Source organism: Acinetobacter sp. RIT698 (assembly GCF_009668065.1).
Classification (GTDB): Bacteria; Pseudomonadota; Gammaproteobacteria; order Pseudomonadales; family Moraxellaceae; genus Acinetobacter; species Acinetobacter guillouiae.
The window spans coordinates 55,350-71,759 of record NZ_WJYH01000010.1 but is presented as its reverse complement, the minus strand read 5'-3'; the positions used below and the strand labels follow the sequence as shown (position 1 = coordinate 71,759).

The 16,410-nt window shown below is 37.5% G+C and carries 14 protein-coding genes, 1 other RNA gene and 1 pseudogene; 7 read left to right on the top strand and 9 right to left on the bottom strand.

Annotated features, from left to right (window positions below; translation table 11 throughout):
• Positions 1-341: 341 nt before the first annotated feature.
• Positions 342-782, bottom strand: coding sequence for a hypothetical protein (locus tag GJV03_RS06550; RefSeq protein WP_224963645.1), 441 nt, complete (start codon positions 780-782; stop codon positions 342-344).
• 837 nt (positions 783-1,619) lie between these two features.
• Positions 1,620-1,751: pseudogene (locus GJV03_RS06545) on the bottom strand (transposase); the annotation flags it as partial.
• A gap of 471 nt (positions 1,752-2,222) precedes the next feature.
• Between GJV03_RS06545 and GJV03_RS06540 the strand changes: the two are divergent.
• The 6 genes from GJV03_RS06540 (at position 2,223) to GJV03_RS06515 (ending at position 7,824) form a co-directional block, all read left to right on the top strand.
• The gene (locus GJV03_RS06540) at positions 2,223-2,942 is read left to right on the top strand and encodes an HAD-IA family hydrolase (RefSeq protein WP_154129705.1); all 720 of its coding nucleotides are present in this window, start codon (positions 2,223-2,225) and stop codon (positions 2,940-2,942) included.
• Positions 2,926-3,366, top strand: a complete 441-nt coding sequence (locus tag GJV03_RS06535) for a S4 domain-containing protein (RefSeq protein ID WP_004719756.1) — start codon at positions 2,926-2,928, stop codon at positions 3,364-3,366. Before GJV03_RS06540 ends, GJV03_RS06535 begins: the two co-directional genes overlap by 17 nt.
• Positions 3,367-3,525: 159 nt before the next feature.
• Positions 3,526-4,569, top strand: a complete 1,044-nt coding sequence (recA, locus tag GJV03_RS06530) for a recombinase RecA (protein WP_004719755.1) — start codon at positions 3,526-3,528, stop codon at positions 4,567-4,569.
• A 146-nt stretch (positions 4,570-4,715) separates the two neighbouring features.
• The gene (locus GJV03_RS06525; RefSeq protein WP_154129704.1) at positions 4,716-5,564 is read left to right on the top strand and encodes an SDR family NAD(P)-dependent oxidoreductase; all 849 of its coding nucleotides are present in this window, start codon (positions 4,716-4,718) and stop codon (positions 5,562-5,564) included.
• 1 nt (position 5,565) lies between these two features.
• Entirely contained in the window at positions 5,566-6,996 is a 1,431-nt protein-coding gene (locus tag GJV03_RS06520) for a class I adenylate-forming enzyme family protein (protein ID WP_154129703.1), read from the top strand.
• Positions 6,997-7,197: 201 nt separating this feature from the next.
• A complete protein-coding gene (locus GJV03_RS06515; protein WP_105712473.1) occupies positions 7,198-7,824 on the top strand; it encodes a regulatory protein RecX in 627 nt (208 codons plus the stop codon).
• Between the two features lie 370 nt (positions 7,825-8,194).
• On the opposite strand, the gene ffs is transcribed toward GJV03_RS06515, so the two are convergent.
• Positions 8,195-8,291, bottom strand: an RNA gene (gene ffs / locus GJV03_RS06510) — signal recognition particle sRNA small type.
• 380 nt (positions 8,292-8,671) lie between these two features.
• Between ffs and GJV03_RS06505 the strand changes: the two genes are divergently transcribed.
• Complete coding sequence (locus GJV03_RS06505) at positions 8,672-9,529, top strand: YbgF trimerization domain-containing protein (RefSeq protein WP_354666838.1); 858 nt, start codon at positions 8,672-8,674, stop codon at positions 9,527-9,529.
• Positions 9,530-9,602: 73 nt separating this feature from the next.
• Here GJV03_RS06505 and lpxA read toward each other — a convergent pair whose 3' ends face one another.
• Genes lpxA through rseP form a run of 6 tightly spaced genes read right to left on the bottom strand, consistent with a single transcriptional unit; the run spans position 9,603 to position 16,408 of the window.
• Positions 9,603-10,391, bottom strand: a complete 789-nt coding sequence (gene lpxA, locus GJV03_RS06500) for an acyl-ACP--UDP-N-acetylglucosamine O-acyltransferase (RefSeq protein ID WP_004719746.1) — start codon at positions 10,389-10,391, stop codon at positions 9,603-9,605.
• Positions 10,388-10,873, bottom strand: a complete 486-nt coding sequence (gene fabZ, locus GJV03_RS06495) for a 3-hydroxyacyl-ACP dehydratase FabZ (RefSeq protein WP_004719745.1) — start codon at positions 10,871-10,873, stop codon at positions 10,388-10,390. The genes lpxA and fabZ overlap by 4 nt, the downstream gene beginning before the upstream one ends.
• Before the next feature lie 2 nt (positions 10,874-10,875).
• Entirely contained in the window at positions 10,876-11,946 is a 1,071-nt protein-coding gene (gene lpxD / locus GJV03_RS06490) for a UDP-3-O-(3-hydroxymyristoyl)glucosamine N-acyltransferase (protein WP_154129701.1), read from the bottom strand.
• A gap of 3 nt (positions 11,947-11,949) precedes the next feature.
• Positions 11,950-12,435 carry an OmpH family outer membrane protein gene (locus GJV03_RS06485; RefSeq protein WP_004719741.1) on the bottom strand — a complete coding sequence of 162 codons (486 nt, stop codon included), beginning with the start codon at positions 12,433-12,435 and terminating at the stop codon, positions 11,950-11,952.
• Between the two features lie 43 nt (positions 12,436-12,478).
• Positions 12,479-15,016, bottom strand: coding sequence for an outer membrane protein assembly factor BamA (gene bamA, locus GJV03_RS06480; protein ID WP_154129700.1), 2,538 nt, complete (start codon positions 15,014-15,016; stop codon positions 12,479-12,481).
• A 36-nt stretch (positions 15,017-15,052) separates the two neighbouring features.
• The gene (gene rseP, locus GJV03_RS06475) at positions 15,053-16,408 is read right to left on the bottom strand and encodes an RIP metalloprotease RseP (protein WP_105712469.1); all 1,356 of its coding nucleotides are present in this window, start codon (positions 16,406-16,408) and stop codon (positions 15,053-15,055) included.
• Between the last annotated feature and the right edge of the window lie 2 nt (positions 16,409-16,410).

The following is a 16,410-nucleotide window of genomic DNA, read 5'->3' as shown; positions in this document are numbered from 1 at the left end:
CTTGCCTAATCTGATTATCTACATTCAATCGAATATTTAACCTAGCAAACTCAAAAGAAGTCCACTCATTGATTAATCATAATTGAAAATTTATACTCACAATGCAGGAGCAAGGACTTCCCGATGGCTTGATGATTCAATGCACAGGGTTCCTGCCGTTGGGTTTAATAGCATTGCTAACCTGTTGCCAGAACCTGTAACCAGCCAGTGGGCAACCGAAAGAACGAAGGACGCCACCCCAAAGACCCACTTTTTTAAGTGGGTCTTTCTTTCTAAATTACTTGTTATTTATTTTTAGTCATAAAAAACCTCCCTAGAAGAGAGATTAAATTAATTATTTCTTACCATGGGCAACTTTCTTTTTCCCCATTAGCAACCCGTTCATACTTCGGAAAATGCCTTTTCCACATACCTGTCACCGCCACCACATCGACTCTTACACTGCTCGAATCTGTAGCTTTAGTCAAATCCAAATCTAAAACATAATTCTTTGGTGATAACCCACCATAAATCGAATACTTGATATGATTACCATTTTTAGACTTATCAAAACCTTGATCTACCCCAACTTGTGCATGGTTTAAATAAATCTTTGCATTATTTAGTGTGTAGTAACATTTATCTAAAAACTCATCAAAATTTCTTTCAACAACATCTAAATCCCTATTTACATTAAACTGGTATCTAGTGGTACTTTTTGTTTGAAGCTCTTGAGAGCTTTTAGGCAGGCTAACACAAGCTGTCAAAGTAAAAACAAGTGGAATGATTAAAATTAGTTTCATGATTTTTTTAATTTTACTTTACTGATTTATAGTAAACCAAACTAGCATTGATTACCTATATTTTCCAGCCCTCATCAACATTCCTTACAAAATCATAAATCCACTTCACTCACTTTTCACATTCTTTTTTAAATGTCCAAGTTGAATTAACTGAATCTGCAAATTGATTATTCACAATTGAAAATTTATACTTGTCAACGCATGGGCGAGGACTTCCCGATGGCTTGATGATTCAATGCACAGGGTCCGTGCCGTTGGGTTTAATAGCATTGCTAACCTGTTGCCACAACCTGTAACCAGCCAGTGGGCAACCGAAAGAACGAAGGACGCCGCCCCTAACAGGTCTTTTTTGACACTGAGTAGGATAAAAGAATCATGGTAACAGTGAAGTCTTTATTAGAAGCTCAGTTTATGGGCTTTTATTTTTTCTGTATTCCTCTTCAATATTCTTTACACGCTCATTAATCGACTTCACTCACATTTCACACTCGTTTTTGAATGTCCAAGTTGAATTAACTGAATCTGCAAATTGATTAATCACAATTGACAATTTATACTCACGATGCAGGAGCAAGGACTTCCCGATGGCTTGATGATTCAATGCACAGGGTTCCTGCCGTTGGGTCAGTTTTAAACTGGTCTGTTTGCGTTAAGGTAACTCCCTAGCAGACCTAAAGAACGAAGGACGCCGCCCCTAACAGGTCTTTTGACACTGAGTAGGATAAAAAGAATCATGGTAACAGTGAAGTCTTTATTAAAAGCCCAATTTATGGGCTTTTATTTTTTTCACAACCCCATTAAGCACCACATCCAAACATAATAACAACTCTATTCGACCTTCGCTTTCCATTTATAAAATGTAGCGGAACTCATGCCATGTTCACGACACAGATTAGGAATAGGGGTTCCTGATTCGGCTTGCTTCAAAATACTCATGATTAGGCTGTCTGAATATTTAGATGTTTTCATAGAAAATCTCCTTCAACAGGATTATTCGATTTTCTACTTTTAACTTCAATTATTTTTAGGGGGGATTACCGTAAACTCTCAAGTATGCTTTAGCAACAACACTCATAGCTGAAATTCTATGACGTCAAGACTGATTTTAAACGTTGTCTTTTTATCTTCGCATTTACTACAATCAAATAGTCACTGTCAGTTACAACATCGACTTTCTCACGAGCCTTTCCATTACTGGATTTTAACCAACAATCACTGAATGCTATGATTTTTTCAGTCCAAATACTTTATACTTATAAAAGCAATTTAAAAAATTATGTACACACATATGTACATAATTTTTCTTTTAACCTAAATAACTTTCTTAAACTTTGAAAGTGATTAATGGCCTTTAATATACAGTTAATTTATTAAAAATGAACTCGTTTTACAATTTCAGATGAACTTTGTTAAACTTTAAAAAACTTTGGAGTTCCTTGAATGCAAAAACCGATCATCTTTTTTGACATGGACGGTACACTCCTTGATTTAGCTTTTGATGATCTGATCTGGAACACAAAACTGCCTGAACGGCATGCAGAAACCCATCAATGTAGTTTAGAGCACAGTCAAAACATTCTAAATGCATTTTATCAACAACATAATCATACCCTCTGCTGGTATTCTTCAAAATATTGGTCTGAAAAAGTTGGGGTTGATGTCCTACAATTACAATATGATTTTAAAGATAAAATCACCCCAAGAACTGGCTGTTTTGAATTATTAAAACAATTAAAAGCACAAGGTTATCGTTGCTGGTTACTGACCAATGCAGATTGTGCTGGCTTAAAACTTAAACTTGAAAATGTTGATCTCAGCCCTTATTTTGAAGTAATGATCAGTAGTGAAGAAATTGGCTATTCCAAAGAGTTTATTGAGTTTTGGCAAATCCTTCAGCAAAAGCATCCATTTGATCCACAAAATGCATGTTTTGTGGATGACACCATTCCTGTATTAAAAGGTGCTGAAAAGTTTGGTATAGCGCACTTAATCACGATTACCCAACCTTCCAGTGGTCGTGCTGCGCGTCATCAATTAGAATTGGAATACCCTGCAATCAATCATTTAACTGAACTTTTACCATTACTGAAAAACGTAGCGTTAACAAATTTACAGTCAACAGATTTAGAACATAAGGATGTCGATGTCAAAACAGCCTGAGAAACAACAACTTGAAACAATGCGTGTAGACAAATGGCTTTGGGCTGCACGTTTTTTTAAAACACGCTCTATTGCCAAAGATGCAATCGAGGGTGGTAAAGTTCATCACAATAATGAACGTGTTAAAGTCTCAAAAGAGATTCGTGTTGGAATGGAGCTCACCATACAACAAGGTTTTGATCGTAAAACGGTAGTGATTAAAGCACTCTCCGTTGTTCGTGGCGGCGCACCGATCGCCCAACAACTTTATGAAGAAACTGAGGTGAGTGTGGCACGTAGAGAGTTGATTTCATCCCAAAGAAAATTGCATAATCTAGCGCGCCCTGATCATCGACCAAGTAAAAAAGATCGACGACAAATTAGCAAATTTAAACAAGAAAATGATCAACAATTTGACCAATCTTGGTCCTATGATGATGACTGAATTCGTTTAGGTTGGGTACGACATCTTATGTCGTACAAATGTTTTTTAATATAGAACCATTTTTTATTTTCTGTCACTATTACTGCCGTGGACGAAAGATCAAATTTAATGACATCCACTTAAGATATTAGTGATATTACATCGTTTGAGGTTTACGAGATGGATGATAACAAAAGCAAGGCACTGAATGCGGCACTGAGCCAAATTGAGAAACAATTTGGTAAAAACACAGTGATGCGCTTAGGTGATAACACTGTTCAAGCGGTTGAAGCGGTTTCTACAGGCTCTTTAACACTTGATATTGCATTGGGTATTGGGGGCTTACCAAAAGGTCGTATCGTTGAAATTTACGGTCCTGAATCTTCTGGTAAAACGACAATGACGCTACAAGCCATTGCGCAATGCCAAAAAGCAGGTGGAACATGTGCCTTTATTGATGCGGAACATGCTTTAGATCCACAATATGCACGTAAACTTGGGGTAGATATAGATAACCTTTTAGTTTCACAGCCAGATAATGGTGAGCAAGCACTTGAAATCGCAGATATGTTGGTTCGTTCAGGTGCAGTCGATATGATCGTTGTCGACTCTGTAGCAGCGTTAACCCCTAAAGCCGAAATTGAAGGCGAAATGGGTGACTCTCACATGGGGCTACAAGCACGTTTGATGAGCCAAGCTTTACGTAAAATCACAGGTAATGCCAAGCGCTCAAACTGTATGGTTATCTTCATTAACCAGATTCGTATGAAAATTGGGGTGATGTTTGGTAGCCCTGAAACCACAACTGGTGGTAACGCATTGAAGTTCTATGCTTCTGTACGTTTAGATATTCGTCGTATTGGACAAGTTAAAGAAGGCGATGAAATTGTAGGTTCTGAAACCAAAGTCAAAGTTGTGAAAAACAAAATGGCGCCTCCTTTCCGTGAAGCACTTTTCCAAATTATGTATGGTAAAGGTGTAAATCACTTAGGTGAATTGGTTGATCTTGCAGTTGGACAAGAACTTGTACAAAAAGCAGGTGCTTGGTACTCATATCAAGGCGACAAAATCGGTCAAGGTAAAAACAATGTCATTCGACATTTAGAGGAAAACCCTCAATTGGCTCAAGAACTTGATCGTATGATTCGTGAAAAGCTTTTGACTACTGCCAATGCTGCACCAGCAGAAGAGAAAGAAGAAGAGCCTGACTTTTTAGATGTTTAAATTCAAACTTTATTTTTAAGTATATCAAGCACCTTTCGAGGTGCTTTTTTATGCTTAAAACCAAATTAAACAACAGTCGTTTTGATTTAATATAAATTTCAGTTATAACTAAGCTAAAGCCGTATGAATCAGATTCTTTCATTATTATGTATAAAAAAATCAGAACAATCACTGAATTTTTATTTTTTCGAGCTCCACGAATTCAAAAAAATAAACTCAAACAACACTTTCAAAATAAAACCATTTTAATTACAGGGGCAAGTTTTGGGATTGGTGAAGCATGTGCAAGGCTGTTATCTAATACACAATGCACGCTTGTGCTGATTGCACGCAGTACAGATAAGCTTATACAACTCAAAAGTGAATTAGAATCTTATTCATGCCATATTGAAATCATCTGCGCAGATTTATATCAATCCGATGCCGCAGAAGATATTTTTCAAAGCCTAAAAGCACGCAATATTCAGATTGATGTATTGGTCCATAATGCAGGAAAATCAATTCAGCGCTCTGTTTGGGATAGCTTGGATCGCCCACAGGATATCAATCGAACCATTGCGATTAACTATATCAACCCTGCCCAACTCACCCGTTTATTGTTAGCTGATTTAAAACACAAGCAAGGACAAATTATTGTGGTTTCAACCATCAATGCCAAACTATTTGCCCCGCCATTTTGGTCAACCTATCAAGCTTCGAAAACCGCAATGCAACAGTGGATTCTTGCCATTCAACCAGAATTGGCGGTTCATGAAGTACACGCAGGCTTAGTCTACTTGCCCTTAGTCCGTACACGAATGATTTTACCCACCAAACAATATCAGCAAATGCCGGCGATGCAAGCAAAAGACGCTGCTCAAGCGATTCTTGCGTGCCTAATTTATCGTAAACGACAATGGCAACCATGGTGGCTAGGAATTGCACAGATTAGTTCAATATTGTTGATCACACCGATTTATTATTTCTATAAACATTTACTCAAGCGAAAGTTATAAGATGAAATGGATCTTTTGGTTAAGATGGTGCATAAGTTTATGCTATAGCACTATTCAACATGGTATTCATTTATATAGTATTTTAGATTCACAGACACGTATTCAAAAAGATAAAACAGCATTTATTATTGATGATCGTCAAATTAGCTTTTTAGAATTAAAATGTAGAACTGACCAACTTATTTGTGAATGGCAAAAAACACATAAGCAAAAGCAACTTCCGCAACAGATTGGTTTAATGATGCAACAAGACCTAGATAGCTTGGCGGCCTTGTTTGCACTGAGCCGTTTAGGTAAAGATATCATTATTGTTAACCCCAGCCTCGTACAGCATAAACTTCAAGCTTTAATTGACCAGAAACAACTGCATCTTATTGGCGGTTTAGATACATTCACTCAACTCAATATCCAAAATTTTACGCTTATTCCTCCACCAAGTACTCAGCAGAAATTTCGTATAAAACCGACTTATTTTAATAAAATAAGTGTCTGTTCTTCTGGTTCAACAGGAATTCCTAAAGTTGCGACAAGGCAATCTAAACCACTACAAAGTTTACCTTTGTTAGACCTCATGCTCAGGAAACTAAAATTTTTTAAAATTAAGCAAATTTTTGTGATGACATCACTCTGCCATGCGGCAGGTTTAACTGCGAGTTTGATGGCGCTGAGCTTTCATAAAACTGTGATTTTGCAAAAACGTTTTGATCCGCAATCAGCCAAGCAACTGATTAAACACCATCAAATTGATTGTTTAAACTTAGTGCCCACTATTTTATACCGTTTAATTGAACTGAACGCTCCTCTGTGCTCAGTTCAATACATCATTACAGGTAGCGCGCCTTTAAGTGCGAATTTAGTCAAACACGCCCTACAGCACTATCCTCAGATACAACTGTTCAATCTCTATGGCAGCTCTGAAAGTGGAATTAACCTCTTGGCAACAACAGCTGATTTAAAACGAAATCCTGAAAGTATTGGAAAAGCTATTCAAGGTGTACAAATTAAAATTGTCGATTCTACGGGTCAGCCTTTAGAAAATGGCAATATCGGTATCTTATGGAGCAAATGTGCTTGGTCAATTACACCGAATCAATGGCTACAGTGCGGTGATTTAGCCGTACAAGATGCTGAAGGTTATTATTATTTAAAAGGTCGCTCTGATGATATGTTAATTTGCGGTGGAGTAAATGTTTACCCGATTGATTTGGAAAATATTTTATATACCCATAGCGCAATCAAATTTGCACGCGCTTATGCTATAGATGATGCTGATCTTGGACAATGCTTGGCAGTAGACATTATTCTCAATCAGGTACTCAATATTGAAGAATTACAATTATGGATTAGCGGCCAAACTCCACGCTACCTTCGTCCTAAATCAATTCGAATCATTGATCGAATAGAAACGGACAGTATCGGTAAACCAGTTTAGACGTTATTAAGCTCCGACATGAGGTGTTTTAAATCAAAATTTAAATCCTGATATCTGCTTATCTTCCCCTTTATACTCCCTTATATCCTCTGATATTTAGGAGAAGGAAAATTCATCCGTATAGCATTTGCACTGTTAAAAAAGTGAATTAAAGCTAAACTAGCGTTTATCTCTGAAATAAATAGATTGTTATCAATAGCTATGAGCCAAGCAAAATTTCCCAAATTGTTAGATTACCAAAAACTCAAACAGCAATTTGGTGAACAGGAAACAACAGAGTATCAGCATTCTACATCCCAACCTGCAGAACTTGATTCTGGCATTGCAAATGATGAACACGCCTTTAATGCGGAACAGGATCTTGCACCCAAACCACAGGGCTTAACAGGTACACGTTTGCGTTCTTATGCTTTTGCGGTGTTGACTCGAAAAGAATATTCCAAAGCTGATCTGATTGAAAAGCTGATGACCTATGCGCAAAGCCGTGAGGAAGTTTTAATTTTGGTTGATGAGTTGTCAGCGAATAACTACCAAAGTGACCAACGTGTCGCGGAAATGACTGTGCGTAGCCAAGTCCGTAGAGGTAAGGGCCCGAATCGAATCAAACTGGCTTTACGTGCCAAACAACTGGATAAAGCCTTAGTACAAGAGGATATTGCAGAAATTGATTGGTATGAACAGGCCTACCAATTGAAAGTTAAAAAATATGGTACAGAGGTCAGTAAAGATCCAAAAATTAAAGCCAAACAAATTCGCTTTTTACAATATCGTGGTTTTGAAATGGATGCGATTATGAAAGCAATTTCAAAAAAACCAAGTGATGATTGATGATGGCTAGTCGATACAATTCAAGATCAACTTTTCATTAAGATGTAGATTGAGAATCTATTGATAGAATTCCCTTCTCATTTTTAATTTGTTATAAATTCTAAGCGAATAAAATATCTTTTAGCACTGTACAAGCTATCATTTCATTCATCGATAAAACGATATGCGTATTCTCAATATAAGCTCAATAAGAGTGATAGATCTTTAGTCACGACTAAAAAATGATGGTTGAATTAAATCAGATGGTCTAAAGATTGAGAATATAAAATTTTCAGAAATTAAATAGCAAAGATGTTTTCAAAATGCAGGATATAAATCGAATGGATATATTGAGTTATTATTATTCGTAGATTTAGAAATCTGGTGGCAGCCCTACTAGCAAAATCTCGGCACATCGTATTTCTGATACCGTTGCTACCTTCCGGTCCTGGCGGGGTTTTCAGAGTACAATTGCGAAACCACCAGCAGGGCTACCATTGCAAGAACAGAGTATAGAGATTTTTAATTTTCTTTCAAGCCTAACATTGTGATTTTCTCAAGTTATTCATTCGTTTGCTTATTTCATCATCAATATGGTTAATTTTTAACAGAAATTCTAACTTTTCTTTTCAATAGCTCTTTGAACTTATCAAGCATCAGTCAATCTTCTACTGAATTTTATCTCAGCACTACTTCATAGATGACAGGCTTTAAAATACAAAAACGCTTCATATTACATTAGAATTAGCTGAAGATTGTAAAAGCATCTTGCAATTCCGTCCCTAGCCGTTTTTAATGATAACAATTATTGATTTTCAAATAGCCCATATCAGTGTATTTGAGAAATTTTGACTTTGATGGATTTTAAATTATGCTAAAAAAGCATGCCCTGTTTTCTATTGCCTTACTCAGTTCAGCATCTTTATATGCAATCCCTATAGAATCTCGTGGATTAAGTGATACTGCATCATCTCGAAATGATGTAACAAATTCACCAGCACCCATTGCTGGAAATATGAATTGGGATTTAATACAAAAGAATCAACAATTAGAAAATCAAATTCGTGAATTACGTGGCAAGATTGAAGAACAAGATCATGCCATTGATCAACTAAACAAAGAACTCACCAACCGCTATACCGATTTAGATCAGCGTCTTGAACTGCTCAATCAGAAACTTGAACCTGAAAGCAATCAACCAGAACAAGCACCTGCTGAAAATGCACCTGTCGATAGTTCAACCGCAACCGATCAAACAACCACTGCAAGCAAAGCTACAACGAATAGCACGGCACCAACAACGGCTCAAAATCCAGCAACACCAGCCAACAGTAGCAACAATACCAGTGATCCTGTTGCACTGGAAAAAGCAGCTTATACCATTGCTTTAGATGCCTATAAAAAAGGCGGTGCAAAACAAGCCATCGCCCCTATGCAAAACTTTATTAAAAACTACCCAAACAGCATTTATACTGGAAATGCTTATTTTTGGTTAGCAGAGTTCCAATTGGCAATTGATCCACCAAATTACAATGAAGCCAAGAAAAACTATGAAATCGTGGCAGCTAAATTTCCAAACTCGTCTAAAGCACCGCGTGCTTTATACCAACTTTATAGTATTGCCAAAGATGTCAACAAGAACACACAAACTGCGAATGTCTATAAAAGCAAACTGTTAAGCACCTACCCTAAATCAGAAGAAGCAGGTTTTTTCAAAAAAGGTTAATCCGCTTATTCACAATTTAGACAATAAAAAAAATGCCTCAATAGAGGCATTTTTTTATTGAAATCTTTAACAATTAACGCACGATACCGCGCTTAGATTCTAATACTGAATCAATCAATAACTGGACTTCTTCAACTTCTGGAAGGATCTCTTGACGAATTTTTTCAATGGCTTGTTCAGTGGTTAAATTCTCTTTATAGATCAATTTAAACGACTCTCTTAAGCCTTGAATCACATTCTTAGACCAGCCTTTACGACGCATCCCTTCAACATTCATACCATAAGCATGCGCAGGATTACCTGAAACCATGACATAAGCAGGAACATCTTTAAGAATCAGTGATGCACCACCAATCATACTATAAGAATCAATCTTACAGAATTGATGGATACCTGAATTCCCGCCCACAATGACGAAATCGCCAATGTGAACATGGCCAGCGATGCCGACATTATTTGCAAAAATATTGTTATTTCCAATCAAACAATCATGTGCAATATGCGTATTCACCATCAATAGGTTATTGCTTCCTATTTTGGTTAGGCCTCGATCTTGAACAGTGCCACGGTGTAAGCTGCAATGTTCACGGATTTTATTGTTGTCGCCAATTTCTAACCAAGTTTCTTCACCTTGGTATTTTAAATCTTGACAAATTTCACCTACACTTGCGAATTGGAAAATATCGTTATTTTCACCAATACGTGTATAGCCTCCAATCACAACATGTGAGTGAAGTTTGGTACCAGCACCAATCGTCACTTGCGGACCAATAATACAATATGGTCCAATTTGGACATCTGGTGCTATCACTGCAGAAGAGTCAATAATAGCGGTTGGGTGGATTAAGTCGTTATTGCTCATGCCTGCTCTAATTTCTGATGAGAAATGATAATTTCAGCGGTTGCTGCTACCACGCCGTCAACACTGGCAGTACATAAATACTTGTAAATGCCACGTTTTTGCATGAGTAATTCAGATTTTAGCACGAGTTGGTCGCCTGGTACGACTTGTTTTTTAAATCGTATTTTTTCAGCACCAGCGAATAAGAACAAAGAACCTGGTCTTGGTTTTTCATTATTCATGATAAAACCGAGCACACCAGAAACTTGTGCCATCGCCTCAACGATCAAAACACCCGGCATAATTGGATAGCCAGGGAAATGACCCTGCATAAATTCTTCATTAATTGAAACGTTTTTGTATCCTACAATCCCATTCTCTGTAACTTCAGTTACACGATCGACAAGCAAAAATGGATAACGATGTGGCAAATACTCGCGAATCGTTTGGGTTTGCATTGGTAATTCAGGAACCGTAAAAGGTAGAGATTTAGACTCAGTCATAATTATTTACGCGACTTTAAAGTTGATTCAATGGACTCAATTTGAGCCTGCATATGATCTATTTGTTTCACCAGTTTGGTCAATGGCACATCTGCTAATTGTCTTAAGCGCACAACCGTCCTTTTCCAATGATTTGTTTCAAATTGTCCAGTACCTGAAGAATAAGAACCTGCCTCAGAAATACTTTTTGTGACTATTGACATTCCAGTAATTGTGACATTATCAGTGATTTTTATATGCCCTACGATACCAACAGCACCTGCAAGAACACAGTTTTTGCCAATAATCGTACTGCCCGCAATACCACACTTGGCTGCGATGGCAGTATTCTCGCCAATCTGCACGTTATGGGCGATTTGCACAAGGTTATCAATAATGACACCATCATGAATGATTGTATCGTCCAAAGCACCACGATCAATACTGCAATTTGAACCTATACGCACATCATTTCCGATACGTACAGAACCCAATTGAGCTATACGATTCCACTTTCCTTGATAAGGTGCAAAACCGAAGCCCTCTCCACCAATTGCAGTATTGGAATGAATCCGAACACGATCTGCGATTTTTGTTTGGCCTGTAATGGTCACATGAGAATCGACAAAACCGTCTTTGCCAATTTCAACACCATCATCAATTTTGCTGTGCGATTGGATAATTGTATTTGCACCGACCACACAATCATCACCAATCACAACATAATGACCAATATAAGTATCATCTGCAATAATTGCTGAAGGAGAGATTTGCGCAGTACTTTCAATACCCCGTTTGCTTACTTTAACTTCAAATTGATGGGTTAAAATTGCAAAGGCAAGATAGGGATTGCGGACAACAATAAAATTTTGGCAATTTGTAAGCTGATCTTTTAACTCTGCCGTGACGATCAAAGCACCGGCTTTAGAGTTTTGAGCTTCATTCAAGTATTTGTCGTTATTTACAAAAGAAATATGATTGGATTGCGCATGTTCTAAACTTGCAAGCCCATCTAAAACATAATTGGGTTGACCAATTAGCTCACCTTGTACAAGCTGAGCTAATTCATCGAGATGAAAACGATTTGATTTCATTGATTATTTAATTGCATTAACCTTTTGGATCATTTTAGCAGTTAAATCACTCTTTGCGTCATAAGCAAGTGCTGAATTTTTATTCAAAACAAAGTCTAATCCACCTTCTTGGCGCAATTGTTCAGCAACTTGCTTTACACGAGCCTCAAAAGTTGCATTAGTGTTTTGAATTGTACTTTGTACTTTCGCCTGAACACCTTGCTGAATCGTTTGGAATTCATTCACTTTTGCTTGGTATTGCGCATTAATTTGTTGAACATTTGCACCTTGAGCCTGTGCTTTTTGTTTCAATGCTTCAATATCTTTGGTGATTTGTTCAAGCTTCGTGGTTTGCGGCTTAACAGATTGTTCTAAACTTGCATTCTGTTGCTTTAAGTAAGTGCTACTTTCTACAACTTTTTCTAGATCAACTACACCAAAACCTGCCGCTTGAACCAATCCAGCAAAACCCAAACCTAGGCCCATAATGGCCATTTTCATTGTTTTCATCATTGTTCCTTATATTAAGTTAAATCTCGTGAAAAGATCGTACTTAGAAAGTACGACCAATCTCGAATTGAATATTTTTAGTTTCATCGCCCGGTTTGTCATTCAATGGGAATGCATAACTCAACGAAAGTGGGCCAATCATGGTAATCCAAGTAAAGCCTACACCAACACTATAGCGCATGTTACCAAAGTCAAAATCGTAATTATCTTTACAATATTGTTTTGCATCTACACCTTGATCAGCAGTACCCCCATTCCAGTACAGTTTTCCAGTGGCAGTACTACAATTTGTATCAAAGACTTGTGCGCCTTCAGCAAAAATCACTGGACGGATCTGACGTGCCCAATCACCTTTAAATGGAACAGGTAAAGCCAATTCTGTACCGAATTGTACTAAAGCATTACCCCCGACTTCTTCTGGATCGTAATCTCTGGTTTTTCTTTCGTTATAGGTCACACCAGGGTATTTTGGACCTAATGTACTGTTGTCATAACCGCGGACTGAACCAAAACCACCCGCATAGAAGTTTTTATAGAATGGTAAATCATTACCATAACCCAACTTACCATAGCCACGTAACACGAAATCACGGCCTAATGGGAAATAAGTCTGTGCATCGTAAGTGACTTTTTGATATTCAACATCACTACCTGGTAATGCGATTTCAGCATTAACACGATGTGAAGTACCATTTGTAGGGAAAATTGGGCGGTTCAGTGTATTATATGACCAACCTAAATTTAAATTATAAGTTAGGTATTTGCCTTCAAATGCATCATCATATGAAGATAACTTATCAGCAGGACAGTCTTTATAACCAGTTATTTTGTTAGGATCTTTTGGGTCCTCATAAAGTGGTTCTAAATCAACTGTACAATATGTTGATGTATGGGTTTTCTTACCACCATTTGCTAATAAATAGTCACGTACGTAAGTTGAAACATAAGCGCCAGTTGTTACTTTAGTTTGGTCAACGTTTAGACCCGCGCTAATATTTTGGTTTTCATCAATTGGATAACCAAATGTAACACCACCACCGATACTGTCCGTCACATAGTTGTTAACGTTATAGTCGTCATTCAACTTGGTTTTACGGTAGTACATGTTATAACCACGGCTGACACCATCAATAGTAAAATATGGATCAGTGACACTTAAATTATAGTAATCTTGGGTTTCTGAACGAGATAAATCGATAGAAACTCGATTACCTGTACCCATAAAGTTGGTTTGACTTAAACCTGCTTGGAATGTGATACCACCATTCTGAGAATAACCCACAGCCAATGTACTGGTACCGGAATGTTGCTCTTCAACATCAATATTCAAGTCCATTTGATCTGGTAAGTTCGGTACACGAACAGGTTTAACATCAACTTTACTAAAGAAGCCAGTACGTTCTAAACGGACTTTAGACAAGTCAATTTTTTCATTACTCGCTAAAGCACCTTCCATTTGGCGCATTTCACGACGTAATACTTCATCCGCAGTTTTGGTATTACCGGTAAAGTTAATACGACGCACAGTCACTTGTTGACCAGGATTAATATAGTAATTTAAGTCAACAATATGAGTTTCATTATTGATTTCAGGGACTACATTTACTTCTGCATAGTAGTAACCCGCATTACCATATTTACGGAGTAGTAACTGCTTTACAGCATTGACTTTTTCTTGAGAATACGTTGTGCCATCTTTATAGATTTGCAGCGCTTGTAGATCTTCAGTCTTATAAAGGGCATCGCCTAAAAATTTAGTTTCGCCAAATTTAAATTGCTCGCCTTCATTGACTGAAACTTCAATAAAGATATGCTTTTTATCTTCACTAAGATTTAAATTCGAACTGTTAATATCAAAATTGATATAACCTTTATTGAGATATAGCGCACGTAATGATTCTAAACTTGCTGACATTTTTTCACGTGCATAACGGTCATTTCGAGAAATAACCGATAACCAGCCACTCTCTTTTACTGCAAACGCTTGTTTAATGTCGTCTTCTTTAAATACGGTATTACCAATAATATTGATATCAAATACTTTTGCAGGCTTACCTTCATTAAAATTGATATTCAATTCAACGCGGTTATTTGGTTGAGCAACTTGTTCAACTTTAATATCTGCATCATAACGACCTTGTTGAGCATATTGTTGCTCCAACTCAGTTTCTAAAGTTTGTAAGGCAGATTTTTTAAGCACTTCGCCTTCGGCCAAGCCCATTTTCTTTAAACCATCCGTTAAAGCTTCTTTCGGAATTAGTTTATTGCCTTTAAAATTAATTTTTGAAATTACTGGACGCTCAATCACTTTAAACACCAAGACACCGTCTTGGTTCGATGCTTGTATATCATCAAAAAGATTTGAAGCATATAAAGCACGAATTGAATCCGCAATTGCAGGATCATTGACACGGTCACCACTATTTATTGGTAAAAGTGCAAGAACATTTTGTTGCGTTAAACGAACCAAGCCATCCACACGGATATCACGTGCAATGAACTCATCTGCCGCTTGTACTTGCTGTACAGCTGCCATCGCACTAACGAGCGCTAATGGCATAAATAAATGTGAGTGCTGCATGCCTATTATTTTCCAGTAAGTTAATCCACAATTGCGTTATAAACGCATAAAATCATTAAATATTGCAAGAAGCATCATGCTACCAAGCAGTACCATACCAATTTTTAACCCAACCAATTGTATTTGTTCAGAAACAGGCTTACCACGAATTGCTTCAATAATGTAATAAACCAAATGACCGCCATCTAACATCGGAATAGGCAATAAATTTAAAATCCCCAAACTCACACTCATCAAAGCCATAAATGAAATGAATGTCTGCCACCCCATTTCAGCACTTTGACCGGCGACTTTTGCAATAGTAATTGGACCCGACAAATTATCTAAGCCAATTAAACCACGCACCATCTTCACCATCGAATTCAAAATCATTGCTGAAAGTTGCCCAGTCTTTTCAACAGCAACAACAAAAGCTTCAGCAGGATTATATTGAATTGTTTGTTTATATTCAGTAGGAATTGTTAGTTTATCAGTCTGTGCTTGCACACCTAACATACCTGTTACATTTCCCATATTGTCACGTTTACCTTGCGGCATTACTTGTAAATGTACAATCTGCCCTTGGCGTAACACATCAACTTTAAGTAACTTTTCAGGTGATTTTTGTACCACATCTACCACATCAAACCAATCTTTCATTTTCACCTGATTGATTGAAATGATTTGGTCACCTTCTTTCATCCCTTGACGAATCGCAGCGCCATCACTACTTAACTTATAAACAGTTGCAGGAATCTGTGGACGATATGGGGTAAAACCCAATACATCAAATGGTGACTGACTTTGGTCTTTTAAGAAATTCTTGATCGGTAAAGCAAAACCCTGCGGCTGACCATTACGCTCAACTTGAACATCGATATGACCTGTTTCACCAACACGGTCAACGATGGCATAGTTGAGTTTCTCCCAAGTGCTGACATCGGTTCCATCTACAGCAACAATTTTATCGCCAATCTGCATTTGAGCTGTTGCAGCAGGAGTATTGGGTAGAATTGCACCAACACGAGTATTTAATTGCTCTTGTGCAGGAAGAAATAGAATCCAGAACAGGACTATTGCAAAAATCAAATTGATCAATGGACCTGCAGCAACAATCGCAATACGCTTCCATGGTGGCTGACGGTTAAATGCTAACGGCAAATCTTCCGCACTGACATTCCCCTCACGCTCATCCAACATTTTGACATAACCACCCAGTGGTAATGCTGAAAGTTGATATTGGATGCCTGATTTTTTCGATGTCCACTTCAACAAAGTTGGACCAAAACCAATCGAATAGACCAGTACTTTTACACCGAGTTTACGTGCAACCCAATAATGTCCAAATTCATGAATCGCAATCAGCGGACCAAGTAAGAATATGGCAGCAACAATGATAAATAGAACACTCATGA

Bases quoted from the DNA above. Each gene is read 5' to 3' on its own strand.
- GJV03_RS06535 (WP_004719756.1), top strand. From the start codon at position 2,926: ATGTCAAAACAGCCTGAGAAACAACAACTTGAAACAATGCGTGTAGAC.
- fabZ (WP_004719745.1), bottom strand. From the start codon at position 10,873: ATGACTGAGTCTAAATCTCTACCTTTTACGGTTCCTGAATTACCAATG.
- lpxD (WP_154129701.1), bottom strand. From the start codon at position 11,946: ATGAAATCAAATCGTTTTCATCTCGATGAATTAGCTCAGCTTGTACAA.
- recA (WP_004719755.1), top strand. From the start codon at position 3,526: ATGGATGATAACAAAAGCAAGGCACTGAATGCGGCACTGAGCCAAATT.
- GJV03_RS06525 (WP_154129704.1), top strand. From the start codon at position 4,716: ATGTATAAAAAAATCAGAACAATCACTGAATTTTTATTTTTTCGAGCT.
- GJV03_RS06540 (WP_154129705.1), top strand. From the start codon at position 2,223: ATGCAAAAACCGATCATCTTTTTTGACATGGACGGTACACTCCTTGAT.
- GJV03_RS06520 (WP_154129703.1), top strand. From the start codon at position 5,566: ATGAAATGGATCTTTTGGTTAAGATGGTGCATAAGTTTATGCTATAGC.
- lpxA (WP_004719746.1), bottom strand. From the start codon at position 10,391: ATGAGCAATAACGACTTAATCCACCCAACCGCTATTATTGACTCTTCT.
- rseP (WP_105712469.1), bottom strand. From the start codon at position 16,408: ATGAGTGTTCTATTTATCATTGTTGCTGCCATATTCTTACTTGGTCCG.
- bamA (WP_154129700.1), bottom strand. From the start codon at position 15,016: ATGCAGCACTCACATTTATTTATGCCATTAGCGCTCGTTAGTGCGATG.
- GJV03_RS06485 (WP_004719741.1), bottom strand. From the start codon at position 12,435: ATGAAAACAATGAAAATGGCCATTATGGGCCTAGGTTTGGGTTTTGCT.
- GJV03_RS06515 (WP_105712473.1), top strand. From the start codon at position 7,198: ATGAGCCAAGCAAAATTTCCCAAATTGTTAGATTACCAAAAACTCAAA.
- GJV03_RS06550 (WP_224963645.1), bottom strand. From the start codon at position 782: ATGAAACTAATTTTAATCATTCCACTTGTTTTTACTTTGACAGCTTGT.